Annotated in this window: 15 protein-coding genes; 6 read left to right on the forward strand and 9 right to left on the reverse strand. The window is 63.5% G+C overall.

Features of this window, described 5'->3' with window-relative positions; translation table 11 throughout:
• The first annotated feature begins 1 nt into the window (after position 1).
• Positions 2-976 (forward strand): type II secretion system F family protein, encoded by a 975-nt coding sequence (locus SO140_RS16345; protein WP_449382709.1) that lies wholly within the window; start codon positions 2-4, stop codon positions 974-976.
• Between the two features lie 129 nt (positions 977-1,105).
• Here SO140_RS16345 and SO140_RS16350 read toward each other — a convergent pair whose 3' ends face one another.
• Positions 1,106-1,921, reverse strand: a complete 816-nt coding sequence (locus SO140_RS16350) for a tetratricopeptide repeat protein (protein WP_474801808.1) — start codon at positions 1,919-1,921, stop codon at positions 1,106-1,108.
• A 169-nt stretch (positions 1,922-2,090) separates the two neighbouring features.
• Positions 2,091-2,294 (reverse strand): hypothetical protein, encoded by a 204-nt coding sequence (locus tag SO140_RS16355; protein WP_449382711.1) that lies wholly within the window; start codon positions 2,292-2,294, stop codon positions 2,091-2,093.
• A 209-nt stretch (positions 2,295-2,503) separates the two neighbouring features.
• On the opposite strand from SO140_RS16355, the gene SO140_RS16360 reads away from it, so the two are divergent.
• A complete protein-coding gene (locus tag SO140_RS16360) occupies positions 2,504-3,880 on the forward strand; it encodes a leucyl aminopeptidase family protein (protein ID WP_474801810.1) in 1,377 nt (458 codons plus the stop codon).
• Positions 3,873-4,718: a C40 family peptidase gene (locus SO140_RS16365; RefSeq protein WP_474801812.1), complete on the forward strand. Its 846-nt coding sequence runs from the start codon at positions 3,873-3,875 to the stop codon at positions 4,716-4,718. The genes SO140_RS16360 and SO140_RS16365 overlap by 8 nt, the downstream gene beginning before the upstream one ends.
• Before the next feature lie 50 nt (positions 4,719-4,768).
• Here SO140_RS16365 and SO140_RS16370 read toward each other — a convergent pair whose 3' ends face one another.
• From SO140_RS16370 to SO140_RS16395, 6 genes are all read right to left on the reverse strand, one after another.
• Positions 4,769-6,406, reverse strand: a complete 1,638-nt coding sequence (locus SO140_RS16370) for an ABC transporter ATP-binding protein (protein WP_449382714.1) — start codon at positions 6,404-6,406, stop codon at positions 4,769-4,771.
• Positions 6,407-6,409: 3 nt separating this feature from the next.
• Complete coding sequence (locus SO140_RS16375; RefSeq protein ID WP_449382715.1) at positions 6,410-7,588, reverse strand: ABC transporter permease; 1,179 nt, start codon at positions 7,586-7,588, stop codon at positions 6,410-6,412.
• Positions 7,588-8,697: a microcin C ABC transporter permease YejB gene (locus SO140_RS16380; protein ID WP_283038202.1), complete on the reverse strand. Its 1,110-nt coding sequence runs from the start codon at positions 8,695-8,697 to the stop codon at positions 7,588-7,590. Before SO140_RS16380 ends, SO140_RS16375 begins: the two co-directional genes overlap by 1 nt.
• 3 nt (positions 8,698-8,700) lie before the next feature.
• Positions 8,701-10,599 carry an extracellular solute-binding protein gene (locus tag SO140_RS16385; protein ID WP_449382716.1) on the reverse strand — a complete coding sequence of 633 codons (1,899 nt, stop codon included), beginning with the start codon at positions 10,597-10,599 and terminating at the stop codon, positions 8,701-8,703.
• A gap of 14 nt (positions 10,600-10,613) precedes the next feature.
• Complete coding sequence (locus tag SO140_RS16390) at positions 10,614-12,509, reverse strand: extracellular solute-binding protein (RefSeq protein WP_449382717.1); 1,896 nt, start codon at positions 12,507-12,509, stop codon at positions 10,614-10,616.
• A gap of 227 nt (positions 12,510-12,736) precedes the next feature.
• Positions 12,737-13,288: a c-type cytochrome gene (locus SO140_RS16395; RefSeq protein WP_498542815.1), complete on the reverse strand. Its 552-nt coding sequence runs from the start codon at positions 13,286-13,288 to the stop codon at positions 12,737-12,739.
• A gap of 220 nt (positions 13,289-13,508) precedes the next feature.
• Here SO140_RS16395 and SO140_RS16400 point away from each other — a divergent pair, with 220 nt between their 5' ends.
• Together SO140_RS16400 and SO140_RS16405 are read left to right on the forward strand one after the other, a co-directional pair.
• A complete protein-coding gene (locus SO140_RS16400) occupies positions 13,509-14,249 on the forward strand; it encodes a 3-deoxy-manno-octulosonate cytidylyltransferase (protein ID WP_449381375.1) in 741 nt (246 codons plus the stop codon).
• Positions 14,250-14,270: 21 nt separating this feature from the next.
• Complete coding sequence (locus SO140_RS16405; protein ID WP_449381319.1) at positions 14,271-15,128, forward strand: prephenate dehydratase; 858 nt, start codon at positions 14,271-14,273, stop codon at positions 15,126-15,128.
• Positions 15,129-15,184: 56 nt separating this feature from the next.
• Here the strand turns inward: SO140_RS16405 and SO140_RS16410 are convergent, their stop codons facing one another.
• A complete protein-coding gene (locus tag SO140_RS16410) occupies positions 15,185-16,204 on the reverse strand; it encodes an LLM class flavin-dependent oxidoreductase (RefSeq protein WP_474801818.1) in 1,020 nt (339 codons plus the stop codon).
• Between the two features lie 383 nt (positions 16,205-16,587).
• Here SO140_RS16410 and metF point away from each other — a divergent pair, with 383 nt between their 5' ends.
• Positions 16,588-17,523, forward strand: coding sequence for a methylenetetrahydrofolate reductase [NAD(P)H] (metF, locus tag SO140_RS16415; RefSeq protein ID WP_449381321.1), 936 nt, complete (start codon positions 16,588-16,590; stop codon positions 17,521-17,523).

Below are 17,523 nucleotides of genomic sequence, written 5' to 3' on the forward strand. Positions count from 1 at the left end.
TATGGTCGATCTCCTCGTCACGAAACTGCACGACGTTCATTTCATGACGATGCTGCTGGCGGCAATCGCCGCCAGCGCCACCGTCTACACGCTGGTGATGCCGCTGTTCGCCGGCGAAGGCCTTGCCAAGCGCATGAAGGCGGTGGCAAGCGAGCGCGAGCGCATCCGGCAGCGCGAGCGCGATCGGCTCGCCAAGACAGAGAAGGTTTCGCTGCGCCAGACGCCGAAGCAACTCGTCTCCAGGGTGGTCGACGACTTCAACCTCACCAAATGGCTGGCGCAGGAAGCCGCGCGCGATAAGCTCGTGATGGCAGGCTATCGTGGCCAGGCGCCCTACATCACTTTCCTGTTCGCCCGCATGGTGACACCGCTCGTGCTGTTCGTCGGCTCCATGCTCTACGTGTTCCTGATCGCGCATATGCAGCAGTCGCTGCCGATCAAGGTCGGTATCTGCGTCGGCGCCGCCTATCTTGGTCTCCAGGCGCCGATGCTGTTCCTGCGCAACGCGATCTCCAAACGCCAGCTCTCGATCAAGCGCGCCTTTCCCGACGCGCTCGACCTGCTGCTGATCTGCATCGAGTCCGGCATGTCGGTCGAGATGGCATTCCGCAAAGTCGCGACCGAGATCGTCGGCCAGTCGATCGCGCTGTCGGAGGAATTCACGCTGACCACGGCCGAGCTGTCCTACTTGCAGGACCGCAAAGTAGCCTATGAGAACCTGGCGCGGCGCACCGGCCTCGAAGGCGTCAAATCGGTCTGTCTCGCGCTTCAGCAGGCGGAGCGCTACGGTACCCCGCTCGGACATTCCTTGCGCGTGATGGCACAGGAAAACCGCGACATGCGCATGAACGAGGCCGAGAAGAAGGCCGCCGCGCTGCCGCCAAAGCTGACCGTGCCGATGATCCTGTTCTTCCTGCCGGTGCTGTTCGTCGTCATTCTCGGACCGACCGGCATCAAGGTCTCCGAGCTGCATTGATCGCTCGCGCCGTCCAACACGCGTTGAGTGAGATCAAACGCAAGCAGTTGCCGAGGTTCACCTCTCCCCAGCGAGGAGGGGTGAACTGCACCTCCGACTCGCGCCGGAAACTCGTCCTGTTCTAGCCGGCTATTCCGATTGGCTGAGGGAAGCGACCGGCATGCGCTTTGCCGCGTTGTGCGGCGCGTCGTTGCGGTTCAGCATTTCCTTGAGGTAGGCGACGTTGGCCGCGGCTTCGTCCGGCGGCAGGTCGGCCTTGACGATGCTCTCGGCCTCCGCGAAGCGTCCCTGCAGGCCGACCACCAGCGCAAGATTCTGCCGTACCCGCGCGCTGGCGCGTGGCGAGGCATAGGCCTGCCGGAGCGTCTCTTCCGCCCGCGGCAACTCCTTCGTGAGCATGTAGGAAAGGCCGAGATTGGACAGGACGCCTGGATCGCCGGGCGTGATCTTCAGTGCGCTGACATAGTAGCGGCGCGCTTCCTCGTGCTTGCCCATCTGGTCGAGGCAGGTGCCCTGCACGGAGAGCAGGCGCCAGTCCGGGTTGTCGGGCGAGTGCGCCTTCGACAGCACGTCGAAGGCCTGCTGAAAATTGCCGTTGTCGGCGAGCGCGCGGCCATAGAGCGCCAGAAGCGGCTTATTGCCGGGATGGGCGATGGTTGCCTGCTCCAGCACGGCGGCGGCCTGCGCCCGCTGGCCGTTGGCGCGCAGCGCCTGGCCAAAGGCAAGCGCGGCGTCGGGATCCTTCGGATTGGCGCGGTAGCGCTCGCCATAGACGTCGGCGGCGCGGACAGGATCTGCGGGCACTGCGGTTTCCGTGCGCGGCGACACCGAGCCCGTGATGTCGGAAATCTTAGACATCGCCGTACAGCCGCCGAGGCCCGCAGCGATGACCGCCACCAGCGAGCTGGATGCAAGAAGCCGGGCAACACTGAACCGCTGACGCATGACGCTTTGACTCTCGAGCCGATTGATCGAGCCGAACACGCCAGCAATAGACTGTTAACCCTAACGGCCGGTTAACACGGGCCTGCCGCCCCCAGGGCGGAGCGCCGCACGGCCGGCGGGCATGCCACCGAGAGCGAGGTCGACCCTCAACGGTCTTGCGCGGAGCGGCTCAGTACTCCATGGCGAGGCGCTTCCTCACTTCATCGATGCGCTTGTCGAGCGCGTCGAAACGCGCATGGACTGCGCGGTCATGGAGATAGAAAATGTAGCCGCCGGCGAGGAATGCGAAGATCCAGTGATGGTGTTCGACATAGGCGAAGACCGCCTCGACGGCCTGGCCGAAAAACGCGACCACGCTCCACAGAAATTCCATTGCATTCCCTCCCGGCACGGCTTGTCTTGGACTTGCCCTTGATCCGCGGCACCGACGCCACAGACGAGTTTTGGTGGAACCTAGCATGGTGACGGCGAGGCGAGTAGCAGCTCGCGGGCGCGCCGAGGGCGGCAAAGCCGATTGCGGGTGCCGCGAAACTCTGCGAAGTCTCTTGTCATCATCTGAACCAGCTTGGGCCGGACCCGCCAATGCCTTCCGTATTCGAGACGTCGTCTGCCGCCATTCCCATCACCTTCGTTACCAAATCGAGCTGGGACCGGGTCGCCGAGACGCTGGTGCCGCCGCAACGGCAGTTCGCCGCGGCCAACGGCTTTGCCGGAAAGCCGGGCGCCTATCTCGCGTTGCCGGCGCCGGATGGCGCAGTCGCAGGGGTCTTGTTCGGCCTCGAGGACGAGGCCGCAAGATCACGCGACCTGTTCCGGCCAGGCAGCCTGCCGGGGCTGCTGCCTGCCGGCACCTATCGCTTCGCCAATGCGCCGCACGATACGCGCCTCGCCACCCTCGCCTTTGCACTCGGCAGCTATCGCTTTGCCCGCTACCGCAAAGCGGATGCGCCCGAGGTCAGGCTGGTGCCGCCCGATGGGGTCGACGCCGCCGAAATTACTGGGATCGCCGATGCGGCGTGTCTGGCACGCGATCTCGTCAACACGCCTGCCAACGACATGGGGCCTGTCGAGCTCGCTGCGGCGGCGCAGGCGCTCGCCGCCGAATTCGGCGCGAGCTTTGGCTGCATCGTCGGCGACGAATTGAGGGCGCAGAATTTTCCGCTCATCCATGCCGTCGGCATGGCTTCGACCCGCGCGCCGCGTCTGATCGACATCACCTGGGGCAACCCTGCGCATCCAAAGGTCACTCTGGTCGGCAAGGGCGTCTGCTTCGACACCGGCGGGCTCGATATCAAGCCGTCGAGCGGAATGCTCATCATGAAGAAGGACATGGGCGGTGCGGCCAACGTGCTGGCGCTCGCGCGCATGGTGATGGGTGCCAAGCTCAAGGTGCGGCTGCGCGTGCTGATCCCCGCCGTGGAGAACGCGGTCGCCGGCAATGCCTTCCGGCCGCTCGACATCTTCCCCTCGCGCAAGGGGATCACGGTCGAGATCGGGAACACCGACGCGGAAGGCCGGCTGGTGCTGGCCGACGCGCTGGCGCTGGCGGACGAGGAGAAGCCCGATCTGCTGATCGATCTGGGCACGCTGACCGGTGCGGCACGCGTTGCGCTGGGCCCGGATTTACCGCCCTTTTACACCAATGATGAGACGCTTGCCGCCGACGTCGCGCGCTGCGCCGTCAAGGAGAACGATCCGTTGTGGCGCATGCCGCTATGGCCGGCTTACGATTCCTGGCTGGACTCCAAGACGGCCAACATCACCAACGCGCCATCCGGAGCCTTCGCCGGCTCGATCACCTGCGCGCTGTTCCTGCAGCGTTTCGTCGAGCAGGCGAAGAGCTGGCTGCATGTCGACATCTACGCCTGGACGCCATCGGCAAAACCCGCGCGACCCGAGGGCGGCGAATGCCAGGCCGCGCGCGCTCTCTTCGCACTTTTGAGCGAACGCTATGCATGACCCTCGGGTGACGCCGGCACGCGGCGACATCGCCGCGAAATATCTCGAAGGCAAGGTGCAGGCCGAGCGCTTCGTCACCGGCGAAGAATTCGAGGTGGTCGAGGCAATCGCGCCGCTGCGCGAGCAGCCGTCGTCGAGCGCGATGCTGATGACCGAGGCGCTGCGCGGCGAGCGCGTCACGATCTACGATCGCAACGGCGAAGGCTGGGCCTGGGGCCAGCTCGTAAGTGACGGTTATGTCGGCTGGGTTCCCGATGCGACGCTCGCCAAGCCCGCGGCTGCGCCGACAAACAAGGTCAGTGCGCTCCGGACCTTTGCCTTTCCGGGCCCGTCGATCAAGCTGCCGCCATCCGACACGCTCGTGATGGGGTCAAAAGTCGCGGTAACGCGCGAGGACGGCTCCTTCGCAATCACCCGCGAGGGACACTATCTCCCGAAGACGCACCTCGTCGCTCTCGACCACCGCGAGCCGGATTTGGTCGCCGTCGCCGAGCGCTTCGTCGGCACGCCCTACCTCTGGGGCGGGAAGAGCTCATTCGGCATCGATTGCTCGGGGCTGGTCCAGGTTTCACTCACTGCCGCCGGCATCGGCTGCCCGCGCGACAGCGACATGCAATTGGCGGGTCTCGGACGAACCCTGGAGCCGCATGAGAGGACCAAGCTGCAACGCGGCGACCTGATTTTCTGGAAGGGCCATGTCGCGATCGTGCGCGATGGCAGCACCATGGTCCACGCCAACGCGCATCACATGGCGACGGTGATCGAGGCGATCCAACCGGCAATTGCGCGGATCAAGCAGGCCGGCAGCGAGGTCATTGCGATCAAGCGGCTGGGTTGATCTCGCGAAAGTGACTCGGACCACCTCGCCCATGGGGAGAGGTGAGGAGCCTACGTCGCCACCGCCCCGTTGCCGGCCGTCTCCAGCCGGAACGCGGCCGCGAACAGGGCGCGCGTGTAGTCTGTCTTCGGGTTCTTGAACAGCTCCGCCGCCTGCCCTTCCTCGACCACCTTGCCGCCGCGCATCACGATCAGGTGGCTGGCGAGCGAGGCCACGACGCGCAGATCGTGCGAAATGAACATGTAGGTGAGATCGCGCTTGCGCTGCAATTCGCGCAGAAGGTCGACCATCTGCGCCTGGAACAGCATGTCGAGCGCGCTGGTCGGCTCATCCAGCACGACGAAATCCGGCTCGAGCACGATCGCGCGCGCGATGCTGATGCGCTGGCGCTGGCCGCCGGAGAATTCATGCGGATAGCGGAAGCGCGTTTCCGGATTGAGACCGACATCCTCCAGCGCCTTGATGACGCGTGCCTCGCGGTCCTCGCGCGAAAGCTTCGGCTGATGCACCGAAAGCCCCTCACCGACGATATCGGCGACCGACATGCGCGGGCTGAGCGAGCCGAACGGATCCTGGAACACGACCTGCATGTCGCGGCGGAACGGGCGCATCTCCTTGAAGCGCAGACCCTGGATATCTTTCCCCAGGAAGACGATGCGGCCGTTCGACGAGATCAGCCGTAAGAGCGCAAGCCCGAGCGTGGTCTTGCCGGAGCCGGACTCGCCGACGACGCCGAGCGTCTCGCCCTTGCGCACGGCGACGCTGACGCCGTCGACCGCTTTGATGTGTCCGACCGTCTTGCGCAGGAAACCGCGCTTGATCGGAAACCAGACCTTCAGCGCGTCGGCCGACATCACGACCGGCGCGTTCGGCTGCGGCGGCGCCGGATCCGGCTTCGGCTCGGCCGCGAGCAGGTCACGCGTATAGGGATGCTTGGGGCTGGTGAAGACCTGCTCGACCGGCCCCTGCTCGACGATCTTGCCGCCGTTCATCACGCAGACGGTGTCGGCGATACGGCGCACGATACCGAGATCATGGGTGATGAAGAGCAGGCTCATGCCGAGGCGCGATCGGATCTCGGCTAGCAGCGCCAAAATCTGCGCCTGCACCGTGACGTCGAGCGCCGTCGTCGGCTCGTCCGCAATCAACAGGTCGGGCTCATTGGCGAGCGCCATCGCGATCATCACGCGCTGGCGCTGACCGCCGGAGAGCTGATGCGGATAGCTCGCGAGCCGCGTCTCGGGATCGGGGATGCCGACCTGGGCGAGGAGTTCCAGCGTCCGCTTGCGCGCCAGCGCATTGCTGGTCGGATTGTGGAGCTGGATGATCTCGCCGATCTGCGCCTCGATCGTGTGCAGCGGATTGAGCGAGGTCATCGGCTCCTGGAAGATGATGGAGATGTCGCTGCCGCGGATTCCGCGCATCTCCTGCTCCGAGAGGTTCAGGATCTCACGCCCCTTGAAGCGGATGCTTCCCGAGGGATGCGAGGCGTTGGGATAGGGCAGAAGCTTCATGACCGAGAGCGCGCTGACCGACTTGCCGGAGCCGGATTCGCCGACCAGCGCCACGCATTCGCCGCGCTTGATCTGGAACGACACCTTGTCGACGGCGAGCGTCGTGCCTGCGCCCTGGTGGAAGGCCACCGAGAGGTCGCGCACGCTCAGAAGGGGCTGGTTGATCGCGTCCATCGCTTACCTGAACGTCTTGCGCGGATCGAAGGCGTCGCGGACCGCTTCGCCGGTGAAGATCAGGAGCGACAGCATGATCGCGACGGCGAAGAAGCCGGAGAAACCAAGCCACGGCGCCTGCACGTTGGCCTTGGCCTGCGCCAACATCTCGCCGAGCGACGGCGAGCCGGGCGGCAGGCCAAAGCCCAGGAAGTCCAGCGCCGTGAGCGTCATCACCGATGAGGAGACGATGAACGGCAAGAACGTCATCGTCGCCACCATGGCGTTCGGCAGGAGGTGGCGGAACATGATCACGGCATTGGAGACACCGAGCGCCCGTGCAGCCTGGATGTATTCGAAATTGCGCCCGCGCAAGAACTCCGCGCGCACGAGGCCGACCAGCGCCACCCAGTGGAACAGCACCATGATGCCGAGCAGGATGAAGAAGCCCGGCGGGAGCACCGCCGATATGATGAGCAGCAGATAGAGATAGGGAATCGCATTCCATATCTCGATGAAGCGCTGGAACAACAGATCGATCCAGCCACCGAAATAGCCCTGCACGCCGCCGGCGATGATGCCGATGACCGACGAGACGATGGTCAGGATGAGGCCGAACAGCACCGAGATGCGGAAGCCATAGATCAGACGCGCAACCACGTCGCGGCCCTGATCGTCGGTCCCGAGCCAGTTGTATTCGAGATCGCGGCAGCTCTTCAGTCCCTTCTTCTCCACCACCGGCTTGCATTGCGCCTCCGTCAGCATCCAGGTTGGCGGCGACGGCGCGGGTGTCGGCAGGTCGAGATTGTGGGTGTCGTAGGAATAGCGGATGAGCGGCCAGACGATCAGGCCGCCCTTGTCCTTGATCAGCTTCTGCAAATAGGGATCGCGATAGTCGGCCGCGGTCTCGAAATCGCCGCCGAAGGTGGTCTCCGAATAGGTAACGAAAGCGGGCCAGTAGAGACGGCCGTCGAACTTGATCATGAACGGACGATCGTTGGCGATCAGTTCGGCGAACAGCGACACCACGAACAGGACCATGAAGATCCAGAACGACCAGTAGCCGCGCCTGTTCGCCTTGAAGTTCTGCCAGCGCCGGCGGTTGAGCGGCGACGGGGCGAACGCCTTGCCCGTAGGGGGTACTGCCTCGCCCAGCGGCGCCTGGGTCTTGGTCTCGATCGGTGTGGGCGCGATGACCGACATCAGACCTCCCGCGCCTCGAAATCGATCCGGGGATCGATCCACATATAGGTCAGGTCGGAGATCAGATTGACCACGAGCCCCATCAGCGAAAAGATGTAGAGCGTGCCGAACACGACGGGATAATCGCGGTTGAGAACGCTCTCGAAACCCAGCAGCCCGAGCCCGTCCAGCGAGAAGATGGTCTCGATCAAAAGCGAGCCCGAGAAGAAGGCGCTGATGAAGGCGCCAGGGAAACCCGCGATCACGATCAGCATGGCGTTGCGGAAGATGTGGCCGTAGAGCACCTGTCGCTCGCTACAGCCCTTGGCCCGCGCGGTCATGACATATTGCTTGCGGATTTCGTCCAGGAACGAATTCTTGGTGAGAAACGTCATGGTCGCAAATGCACCGAGCGCCATCGAGATCAGGGGCAAGGTCAGGTGCCAGAAATAGTCGAGGATCTTCCAGTACCAGGGGAATTGCGACCAGCCGTCCGATGTCAGCCCGCGCAGCGGGAACCAGTTGAAGAACGAGCCGCCGGCGAACAGGATGATCAGGAGGATCGCAAACAGGAAGCCGGGGATCGCGTAGCCGAGCACGATCACCGCCGACGTCCAGGTGTCGAAACGCGCGCCGTCCTTGACCGCCTTGCGGATGCCGAGCGGTATGGAGATCAGGTACGTCATCAGCGTCAGCCAGATGCCGAGCGAGATCGAGACCGGCAGCTTCTCCTTGATGAGCTGAATGACGCTGACGGTGCGAAAGTAGCTGGTGCCGAAATCGAACCGCGCGAAATTCCAGACCATCATCAGGAAGCGCTCGGGCGCTGGCTTGTCGAAGCCGAATTGCTGCTCCAGCTTCTTGATGAACTCGGGATCGAGCCCCTGCGCGCCGCGGTATTTCGAGTTGACCGCGTCGGCGCCGGCGCCGACCTGTCCCGGCGCACGCTGCGCGAAATCGCCGCCGCCCGAGATGCGCGAGGTGCCGCCGGTGTCGGCGCCGGAGAGCTGCGCGATCACGCGCTCCACCGGGCCGCCCGGTGCGAATTGCACCACCACGAAGGAAATGAAGAGGATCCCGAGCAGCGTCGGGATCATCAGGAGGATACGGCGGGCGATATAGGCGCTCATGAGCTACTTCGCCTGATCGAGCCTGGCGGCTTTGGCGGCATCATACCACCACAGAGTCCGCTCGCCGACGTCGCTGGAATAGTCACTCAGCTGGTACCGCGGCAACTCCTTCGGGTGATCGAACATGTCCCAATAGGCCAGTCGGTGGCTGGTGTTGTTCCATTGCGGCACCCAATAGCGCCCGGCACGAAAGACGCGATCGATAGCACGGCAGGCGACCGTCAGTTCATCGCGCGTATTGGCCGCCATCGCTTTCTCCACCAGCGCATCGATCGCAGGATTGGCGACGCCGGCCAGGTTATGGGATCCCTTCGTGGCTGCGGCCTGCGAGGTGAAATAGGTCCGCAGGCTGTCACCGGGGGTCGGCGTCATGCTGATGCGCTCGATCGCGACGTCGAAATCGAACCCTTCGACCCGCGCGCGATGCTGGACGGCATCGACGACGCGCAGACTGGCCTCGATCCCAAGCGTGTTCAGGTTCTTGATGAAGGAGGCGTGATGCGGCTGGAACGACGGCTCGTCGATCAGGAACTCGACGGTGAAGACGTCGCCATTCGGCAGCAGACGCTTGCCATCCTTGACCGGAAGCTTTGCCTCCTGGAGCAACTGCTGCGCCTTGCGCAACAGCGTGCGGTCCTGGCCCGAGCCGTCCGTCACCGGCGGCACGTAGGGCTCGCCAAACACCTCATCTGGGACCTGGCCGCGATAGGGCTCGAGCAGCCTCAACTCCTCCGGCGAGGGCATGCCTTGCGCAACGAGGTCAGAGTTCTGGAACGGCGAGATTGTGCGGGCATAGGCGCCATACATGATGGTCTTGTTGGTCCACTCGAAATCGAACGCGCAATTCATGGCGTCGCGAATCCTGGCGTCCTTGAACTTGTCGCGGCGGGTATTGATGAACCAGCCCTGGCCGCCTGACGGCGTTCGGTCCGGCACCGATTCTCGCTTGACGCGGCCGTCCTTGATGGCCGGAAAATCGTAGCGCGTCGCCCAGATGCGCGAGGTGAATTCCTCGCGATAGAAGTAGTTCTTGCCGGTGAAGCCCTCGAACGCGACGTCGCGATCGCGGTAGTACTCGTAGCGCACGACGTCGAAATTGTTGCTGCCGCGACAGACCGGCAGGTCGGCAGCCCACCAGTCCTTCACCCGCTCGAACTCGATGTAGCGATTGATTTCGAACTTCCCGACCTTGTAGGGGCCCGAGCCGAGCGGGACATCCGTCGTCGATTCCTCGAACGGCCTCGTCGCGTAATAAGCCTTCGAGAAGATCGGCAGGCCTGCCGCATAGAGCGGCACGTCGCGCGCGCGCTTCTCGGCGAAATTCACCACTACGATGGAGTCATCGAGCGCCTCGGCGCCCTTGACGTCGCGCATCTGCAACTGGACCAACGGATGGCCCTTTTCCTTCAGCGTGTTGATGGAGAAGGCGACATCATGCGCGGTCAGCCTCCCACCGTCGTGAAACCTCGCCTCGGGCCGAATCGTGAAACGGTAGGCGAGCTTGTCCGGGGAGATCTGCACCGATTTGGCGGCATAGCCGTACATCGCATCGGGCTCATCACCCGCATGCGCCATCAGCGAGATGAAAGTCAGATCCATGCCCTGCGCGCCCTCGCCTTTGAGGATGAAGGCGTTGAGCGAGCTGAATGTGAAGAAGGATTGATTGTAGGCGCGCACCGACGGGATCAGCGAGAACGTGCCGCCCTTCGGCGCATCGACATTGACGTAGTCGAAATGGTGGAAGTCGGCCGGATATTTGAGATCGCCGAACGCCGAGATTCCGTGCATCTCGGCCGGCATCTCCGACCCCTGCGCGCCGCGCAGCCAAGCCGGGCTCAGCGATGCGCTCAAGGCGCCGCCGGCGCCCATGGCCAGCACGTGCCGTCGTGAAAGCTGCGCCATGCGCGAAAGCTTCCTCAAGAGCGTTTTCCGATTCGGGCAGCCTTCTCGGCGTCATACCACCACAGCGTCGGCAGGCCTGACCTGCCATATTTCGGCAGCGGCTCGGCATGGCTGAAGCGGTCCCACCGGGCGTAGCGCGAGAACGAATAGGTAAACTGGGGCACGACGTAGAAATTCCACAGCAGCACGCGATCGAGCGCACGCGTTGCGGCAACGAGCCCAGGGCGGTCCTTGGCGAAGATCACTTTCTCGATCAATGCATCCACGGCCGGATTCTTGATCCCGATGGTGTTGCGCGCGCCGGGCACGTCGGCCGTCTGCGATCCCCAATACTCGCGCTGCTCGTTGCCCGGCGAGAGCGACTGGCCCCACTGATCGATGATCATGTCGAAGTCGAAGCTCCGCAGCCGGTTCTGATACTGGGCGTCGTCGACCGTGCGGACCGACGTATTGACGCCAATCCGCTCCAGCGACGGCTTGTAGAACAGTGCGATACGCTCGGACGAGGGATCCTGGACCAGGATTTCAACCGTCAGAACCTTGCCAGAGGCGTCGACCAGCTTGTGATCGCGTACCTCGAAGCCCGCCTCCTTCAGGAGCTTTGCCGCTTCACGCAAGTTGGCGCGCACCGCTTCCGGATTGCCGCCGACCGGATTCTGGTACGGCGTGGTGAAGACTTCCGGCGGCACCTTGTCCTTCACGGTCTCGAGGATCTGCAATTCCTCACCCTGAGGCAGGCCGGTTGCGGCAAGCTCCGTGCCCTCGAAGTAGCTGTTGATCCGCTTGTACTGACCGAAGAACAGCTGCTTGTTCATCTCCTCGAAGTCGAAGGCGTAATTGAAAGCCCGCCGCACCCGCGGGTCCCTAAACTGGTCGCGCCTGCTGTTGACCACGAAGGCCTGCATCCGACCGGAATCGTTGATCGGGAATTCTTCCTTGACCACCCGCTTCTCGGTGACTGCCGGAAAATCGTAGGCGGTCGCCCATTGCTTGGCGGAATTCTCTGCGATCCAGTCGGCCTGATCGGCCTTGAAGGCTTCGAGCGCCACGATGTTGTCGCGGAAGAACTCGAAGCGCAACTCGTCGAAATTGTTCTGCCCGACCTGGCTCGGCAAGTTCGCGCCCCAATGGTCCTTGACCCGTTCGAGCTTGATCGAGCGTCCCGCCACGAATTCCTTGATCCGGTATGGACCTGAGCCGAGCGGAATCTCGAGTGTAGTCGCACCGATGTCGCGCTTGCGCCCTTGCGCATCGGTGCCTTCCCACCAGTGCTTTGGCAGCACCGTGAGCTCGCCGACGATGGTGGGCAGTTCCCTGTTGCCAGGACCGTCAAAGGTAAACTTGATGTCGCGCTCGCCGACCTTCTCGGCTTTCACCACATGGCGGTAGTACGACCCGTACATCGGGCTTTGCTTCTTCAGCGTCTCCAGCGAGAAGATCACGTCCTCAGGCGTGACCGGCTTGCCGTCGTGCCAGCGGGCTTCCTTGCGGAGGCGATAGATCACCCAGGAGAAATCGTCCGGATGCTGGGCGGCTTCGGCAAGCTCACCGTACTGCGTCGCCACTTCGTCCTGCGCGCGAGTCATCAGGGTTTCGTGGATCAGCCCGGCAGCCGGTGCGATCACGCCTTTGATGCCGGCAACCGCAATGTTGAAATTGTCGAAGGTGCCGATCGAGATCATGCGCGCGATGCCGCCCTTCGGCGCGTCCGGATTGACGTAGTCGAAGCGCTTGAAATCGGCGGGGTACTTGATGTCGCCAAACAGGGACAGACCATGGCGCCAGGGAAGTTCACCGGCCGATTGCGCCTGCGCGGCGCCAATGATCGGAATGCCGACGGCGGAACCGAGGGCGGGGAGCGCAGCAGTCGCAGCGCCGGCTAGCAGAAGATCGCGTCGGGTAATGGCCAAATGAACGTCCCTGTCTTGAAGGAGGTTACCCCTTTAAGGCCCCAATATACGGCAAGGTTTCGACCGATTGTGTTGCTTTTTCCTCATCTTGTAAGGCCGCGGGGACGGTTCGCTGCGACGAAACGCCCCGATAACAACGCTGCGAGGCGTCAAGCGACAGATAAGGAAAAAGGAAACGGCCAGGCTTTTCGAGCCTGGCCGCGGGTCAGCATAATCTTTTGGCGATCTTACTTCGCCGCAGTCGGCAGCGGCTTCGGGCTATCGGCCAGGCTATTCAGATAGGCGATGACGTCGGCGCGCTCCGAATCCTTCGGAATACCGGCGAAGCCCATCGCCGTCCCGGGAATGAAGCCCTTCGGGTTGGTGATGAACTTGTTGAGATCGTCGATGGTCCACTCGCCGCCCTTACCCTTCATCGCGGCGGAGTAGTTGAAGCCAGCTTCGGTGGCACGGGCGCGGCCAACGACGCCGTAGAGGTTCGGACCAACGCGATTCGGGCCGCCCTTCTCGAAGGTGTGGCAGGCGCCGCACTTCTTGGCGGCAGAAGCGCCCTTTTCCACGGAGGCGGTCTGGAGCAGTTTTTCGATCGGCTCCGACGACGCCGCCGCCGCGCCGCCCTCGCCGCCATGGCCAGCCTCTTCCTTCACGGCGATCTCGAAGCCGGGCTTCTCCGGCGGTTTCGCAGCGAACAAGGCCTGGGCGGTGAAGCTTGTCACCAGGAGAATGAGGCAGGTGCCGAGGATGGCACCGAGGATCTTGTTGAGTTCGAAAGAGTCCATTTCCGGCCAGGCCCCACACCGCAAGAAGGATAAAGCGGCCCCAAGCGGCCGCCAGGACGTGCCTCGGGAGAATCAAATGTTCCTTATCGTTCCCCCGAGTTTTGCCATTGAGATATCGGTTTGCCCGTGGTCTGGCAACCCGTATAAACGGCCCCGCTTTCCTCCCATCCCCACCCGATTTCCCGGTGCGGAAAACGACCGTTTCCAGGCCCTTGATCCGATGACCGATCCCCGCATTCTAGTGCTGATCCCGGCTCGCATGGCGGCCACCCGCCTGCCCGGCAAGCCGCTCAAGGACATCGCCGGGCTGCCGATGATCGTGCATGTGATGCGCCGGGCGGAAGCCGCCGCGATCGGCCGGGTTGCAGTCGCTACCGACACGCAGGAGATCGCGGATGTCGTCACCGCGCATGGCGGCGTCGCCGTAATGACCCGCCCCGAGCATCCGTCGGGGTCGGACCGCATCCACGAGGCCATGCAGAAGCTCGATCCGGACGGCAAGGCCGAGATCGTGGTCAATCTCCAGGGCGATTTCCCGACGATCTCGACTGCCAACATCCGCGACGTGCTGCCCCCGCTCGCCGACCCTTCCGTCGACATCGCGACGCTGGCCTCGCAAATCCATACCGAGGAGGAGGACCTCGCCCCCAGCGTTGTGAAAGCTGTGGGAACCTCGCTCGGGGGTAAGCGGATGCGCGCGCTGTACTTTACCCGCGCCACCGCCCCTACCGGAGACGGACCGCGTTACCACCATATCGGCCTCTACGCCTACCGCCGCGCCGCGCTGGAGCGGTTCGTATCGCTGCCGCCCTCGCCGCTGGAATTGCAGGAGAAGCTGGAGCAGCTCCGGGCGCTGGAGGCCGGCATGCGTATCGACTTCACCATCGTCGACACCGTGCCCCGCGGCGTCGACACCGCGGCAGACTTAGAGACCGCCCGCAGCATCCTTTCCAAATCCTGAGCCGCTGTTACAAGGCCCGACATGAGCAAGATGAAAATCGCATTCCAGGGCGAGCCTGGGGCCAATTCCCACATCGCCATCGACGAGGCCTATCCCGACGCCGAGCCGATGCCGTGCGCGACCTTCGAGGACGCGCTGTCAGCGATCTCGTCCGGCGAGGCCGATCTCGGCATGATCCCGATCGAGAATTCGGTCGCGGGACGCGTCGCCGATATCCACCATCTGCTGCCGGCCTCAGGCCTCTTCATCATCGGCGAGTGGTTCCTGCCGATCCGGCATCAATTGATGGCGGTGAAGGGCACCAGGCTCGAAGACATCAAGAGCGTGGAGAGCCATGTGCATGCGCTCGGCCAGTGCCGGCGCATCATCCGCAAGCTCGGCGTCAAACCGATCGTGGCCGCCGACACCGCCGGTAGCGCGCGCGATATTTCCGAACGCAAGGACAAGAGCGTCGCCGCAATTGCCTCGCGGCTTGCCGCAAAGATCTACGGCCTCGACATTCTGGCCGAGGACATCGAGGACGAGGCCCATAACACCACGCGCTTCGTCGTGCTCGCCCGCGAGGCGAAATGGGCCGAGCAGGATTCGGGCCCGCTGGTCACCTCTTTTGTATTCCGGGTGCGCAACCTGCCCGCTGCGCTCTACAAGGCGCTGGGCGGCTTTGCCACCAACGGCGTCAACATGACCAAGCTCGAAAGCTACATGGTCGACGGCAATTTTTTCGCGACGCAGTTTTACGCCGATGTCGACGGCCACCCCAACGACAAGGGGCTCGCCTTCGCGCTCGAGGAGCTGAAATTCTTCTCCCGGGAATTCCGCATCGTCGGCGTGTATCCGGGCCATCCGTTCCGCGCGACGTTCAGCGAGAAGCTGGATTAGCTTCCCGTGTCCCGGACGCGCGAAGCGCGAGCCGGGATCCAGGGGCACGATAGCTTCTACGCCGCCTCTTTCTTCACCAGCCCGAATGCATCGGCCAGCAGCGAATACGACTTCTTCCGCGCCTCATGGTCATAGACCGCCGTGATCACCATCAATTCGTCCGGCTTGCTCGCGTCGAGCAGCGGCTTCAGCTTCTGCTGCACGGTCGCTGGGCTACCGGCGAACAGGCGCGAACGGTTGCGGGCGATCGAGGCGCGCTCGGCGTCCGTGTAGGGGTAGGCGAGCGCCTCTTCCACGCTCGGTAGCGGCAGATATTGGCCGCGATCGCGGCGTAGCCGATTGAGGTCGAAGGACGAGGCGAGCTTTTCGGCCTCCTCATCGGTATCCGCTGTGACGACCGCCACTGCGAGAATTGCGTGCGGCGTCGCGCGCCAGGCGGACGGCTGGAAACGGTTGCGATAATGCGCCATCGCGTCGATCGCATCATGGCTCGCAAAATGATGCGCGAACGCGAAGCCCATGCCGACCTGGGCTGCCAATTCCGACGAATAGTCGCTGGAGCCGAGCAGCCAGATCGGCGGCAAGGGCGTATCGTCGGGCATTGCGACTACGTTGTTGTAGGGATGGCCCGAGGGGAATTCGCGCGTCTCCCACAGGATCAGTTCGTGCAGCCGCTCGAGGAAATCGTCGCCCTCGCGGCGATCGAGACGGCTCCTGAGCGCGTACGCCGTGGCTCCGTCGGTGCCGGGCGCGCGGCCGAGACCGAGATCGATACGGCCGGGAAAAAGCGCCTCCAGCATCTTGAAGCGCTCGGCCACCACTAAAGGGGCGTGATTGGGCAGCATCACGCCGCCGGAGCCGACACGGATGTGCTTCGTCACGGCCGCGATCTGCCCGATCATGACGTCAGGCGCCGGACTCGCGACGGAGGCGAGGTTGTGGTGCTCGGCGAGCCAATAGCGGACATAGCCGAGTTGATCGACATGGCGCGCCAGGTCGATGCTGTTGCGCAACGCCGCGGCGGGCCTTGTGCCTGACGTGACGACGGAGAGGTCGAGAACGGAGAGCTGGATCATGGCCGGTTCAACGTAGTGCGCCACCCCGGAGCGGCAATGGCCGGATGAAGCAGAGCTGGCCTGTGTTGGCCTCGAGAGACCTGGCATTTGCTGAAGTCCGTTGGGATTCCGCAAGCCTTGATCATCTAGTTTTCATTCTGCCCACCCGATTGACCGCAGCTCAGTAAACTCAAATGCTACATAATATCCTGAAATAACTTACACTTCTAGATTTCATCGATTTCCCACCGGCATCATGTGTGGCACAAAAATACCGATCTCCTTGGCCATAGTGGGCCACTTCCCATCGGCGATGGGCTGTCGAGAATACCCCGTTTGGCCTATCTTAGCGCTTCCGAAGCTAAATGACGCAGTTGCGAAGAGAATCTGGAGCGAATGGTGCCATGACCGAGCCGGCGACGCCCGCCCAATATAACGGGCAAGATAATGGGCAAGACGGGCACCTCGCCAAGCGTCCGGCGATCTCCTTCGAGTTCTTTCCACCCAAGACCGAGGAGATGGAGAAGAACCTGTGGGAGACCATCAACCGCCTCGCCCCGCTCGACCCGAAATTCGTTTCGGTGACCTATGGCGCCGGCGGCTCGACCCGTGAGCGCACCCACGCCACCATCGCCCGCATCCTGAAGGAGACTTCGCTGCTGCCGGCCGCGCATCTCACCTGCGTCGGCGCTTCGCGCGGTGAGATCGACGAGATCGTCGACCGCTACCACGAGGTCGGCGTCCGCCACATCGTGGGCCTGCGCGGTGATCCGCCCGGCGGCATCGGCACGCCCTACTCCACCCATCCCGACGGCTACCAGAGTTCAGCCGAGCTCGTCGCCGGCATCAAGAAGCGGCACGCCGACATCGAGGTTTCGGTATCGGCCTATCCGGAGAAGCACCCCGAGGCGCGCGACTTCGACGCCGACATCGACACGCTGAAGGCCAAGGTCGACGCCGGCGCGACGCGCGCGATCACCCAGGTGTTCTTCGATAACGACCTCTACTTCCGCTATCTCGACCGCGTCCGCACGCGCGGCATCAATATCCCCATCGTGCCTGGCATCATGCCCATGCACAATTTCAAGCAAGCCCGCAATTTCGTCACCCGCGCCGGCACCAGCGTTCCGAACTGGCTCGCGGAGAAGTTCGATGGGCTCGACAACGATCCGGAGACGCGCAAGCTCGTCGCAGCGACGGTAGCCGCCGGCCAGGTACACAAGCTCGCCAAGCACGGCGTCGACACCTTCCATTTCTACACCATGAACCGCGCCGATCTCGTATTCGCGATCAGCCATTTGCTCGGCATTCGCGCCAAGAGCGCGCAGAAGGCGGCGTAA

Source organism: Bradyrhizobium sp. UFLA05-108, from assembly GCF_059803455.1.

Excerpts from the sequence above, each read along its gene's own strand:
- SO140_RS16370 (WP_449382714.1), bottom strand. The coding sequence starts at position 6,406 with ATGGACGCGATCAACCAGCCCCTTCTGAGCGTGCGCGACCTCTCGGTG.
- SO140_RS16380 (WP_283038202.1), bottom strand. The coding sequence starts at position 8,697 with ATGAGCGCCTATATCGCCCGCCGTATCCTCCTGATGATCCCGACGCTG.
- SO140_RS16350 (WP_474801808.1), bottom strand. The coding sequence starts at position 1,921 with ATGCGTCAGCGGTTCAGTGTTGCCCGGCTTCTTGCATCCAGCTCGCTG.
- SO140_RS16405 (WP_449381319.1), top strand. The coding sequence starts at position 14,271 with ATGAGCAAGATGAAAATCGCATTCCAGGGCGAGCCTGGGGCCAATTCC.
- SO140_RS16400 (WP_449381375.1), top strand. The coding sequence starts at position 13,509 with ATGACCGATCCCCGCATTCTAGTGCTGATCCCGGCTCGCATGGCGGCC.
- SO140_RS16410 (WP_474801818.1), bottom strand. The coding sequence starts at position 16,204 with ATGATCCAGCTCTCCGTTCTCGACCTCTCCGTCGTCACGTCAGGCACA.
- SO140_RS16395 (WP_498542815.1), bottom strand. The coding sequence starts at position 13,288 with ATGGACTCTTTCGAACTCAACAAGATCCTCGGTGCCATCCTCGGCACC.
- SO140_RS16345 (WP_449382709.1), top strand. The coding sequence starts at position 2 with ATGGTCGATCTCCTCGTCACGAAACTGCACGACGTTCATTTCATGACG.
- SO140_RS16375 (WP_449382715.1), bottom strand. The coding sequence starts at position 7,588 with ATGTCGGTCATCGCGCCCACACCGATCGAGACCAAGACCCAGGCGCCG.
- SO140_RS16355 (WP_449382711.1), bottom strand. The coding sequence starts at position 2,294 with ATGGAATTTCTGTGGAGCGTGGTCGCGTTTTTCGGCCAGGCCGTCGAG.
- SO140_RS16385 (WP_449382716.1), bottom strand. The coding sequence starts at position 10,599 with ATGGCGCAGCTTTCACGACGGCACGTGCTGGCCATGGGCGCCGGCGGC.
- metF (WP_449381321.1), top strand. The coding sequence starts at position 16,588 with ATGACCGAGCCGGCGACGCCCGCCCAATATAACGGGCAAGATAATGGG.
- SO140_RS16365 (WP_474801812.1), top strand. The coding sequence starts at position 3,873 with ATGCATGACCCTCGGGTGACGCCGGCACGCGGCGACATCGCCGCGAAA.
- SO140_RS16360 (WP_474801810.1), top strand. The coding sequence starts at position 2,504 with ATGCCTTCCGTATTCGAGACGTCGTCTGCCGCCATTCCCATCACCTTC.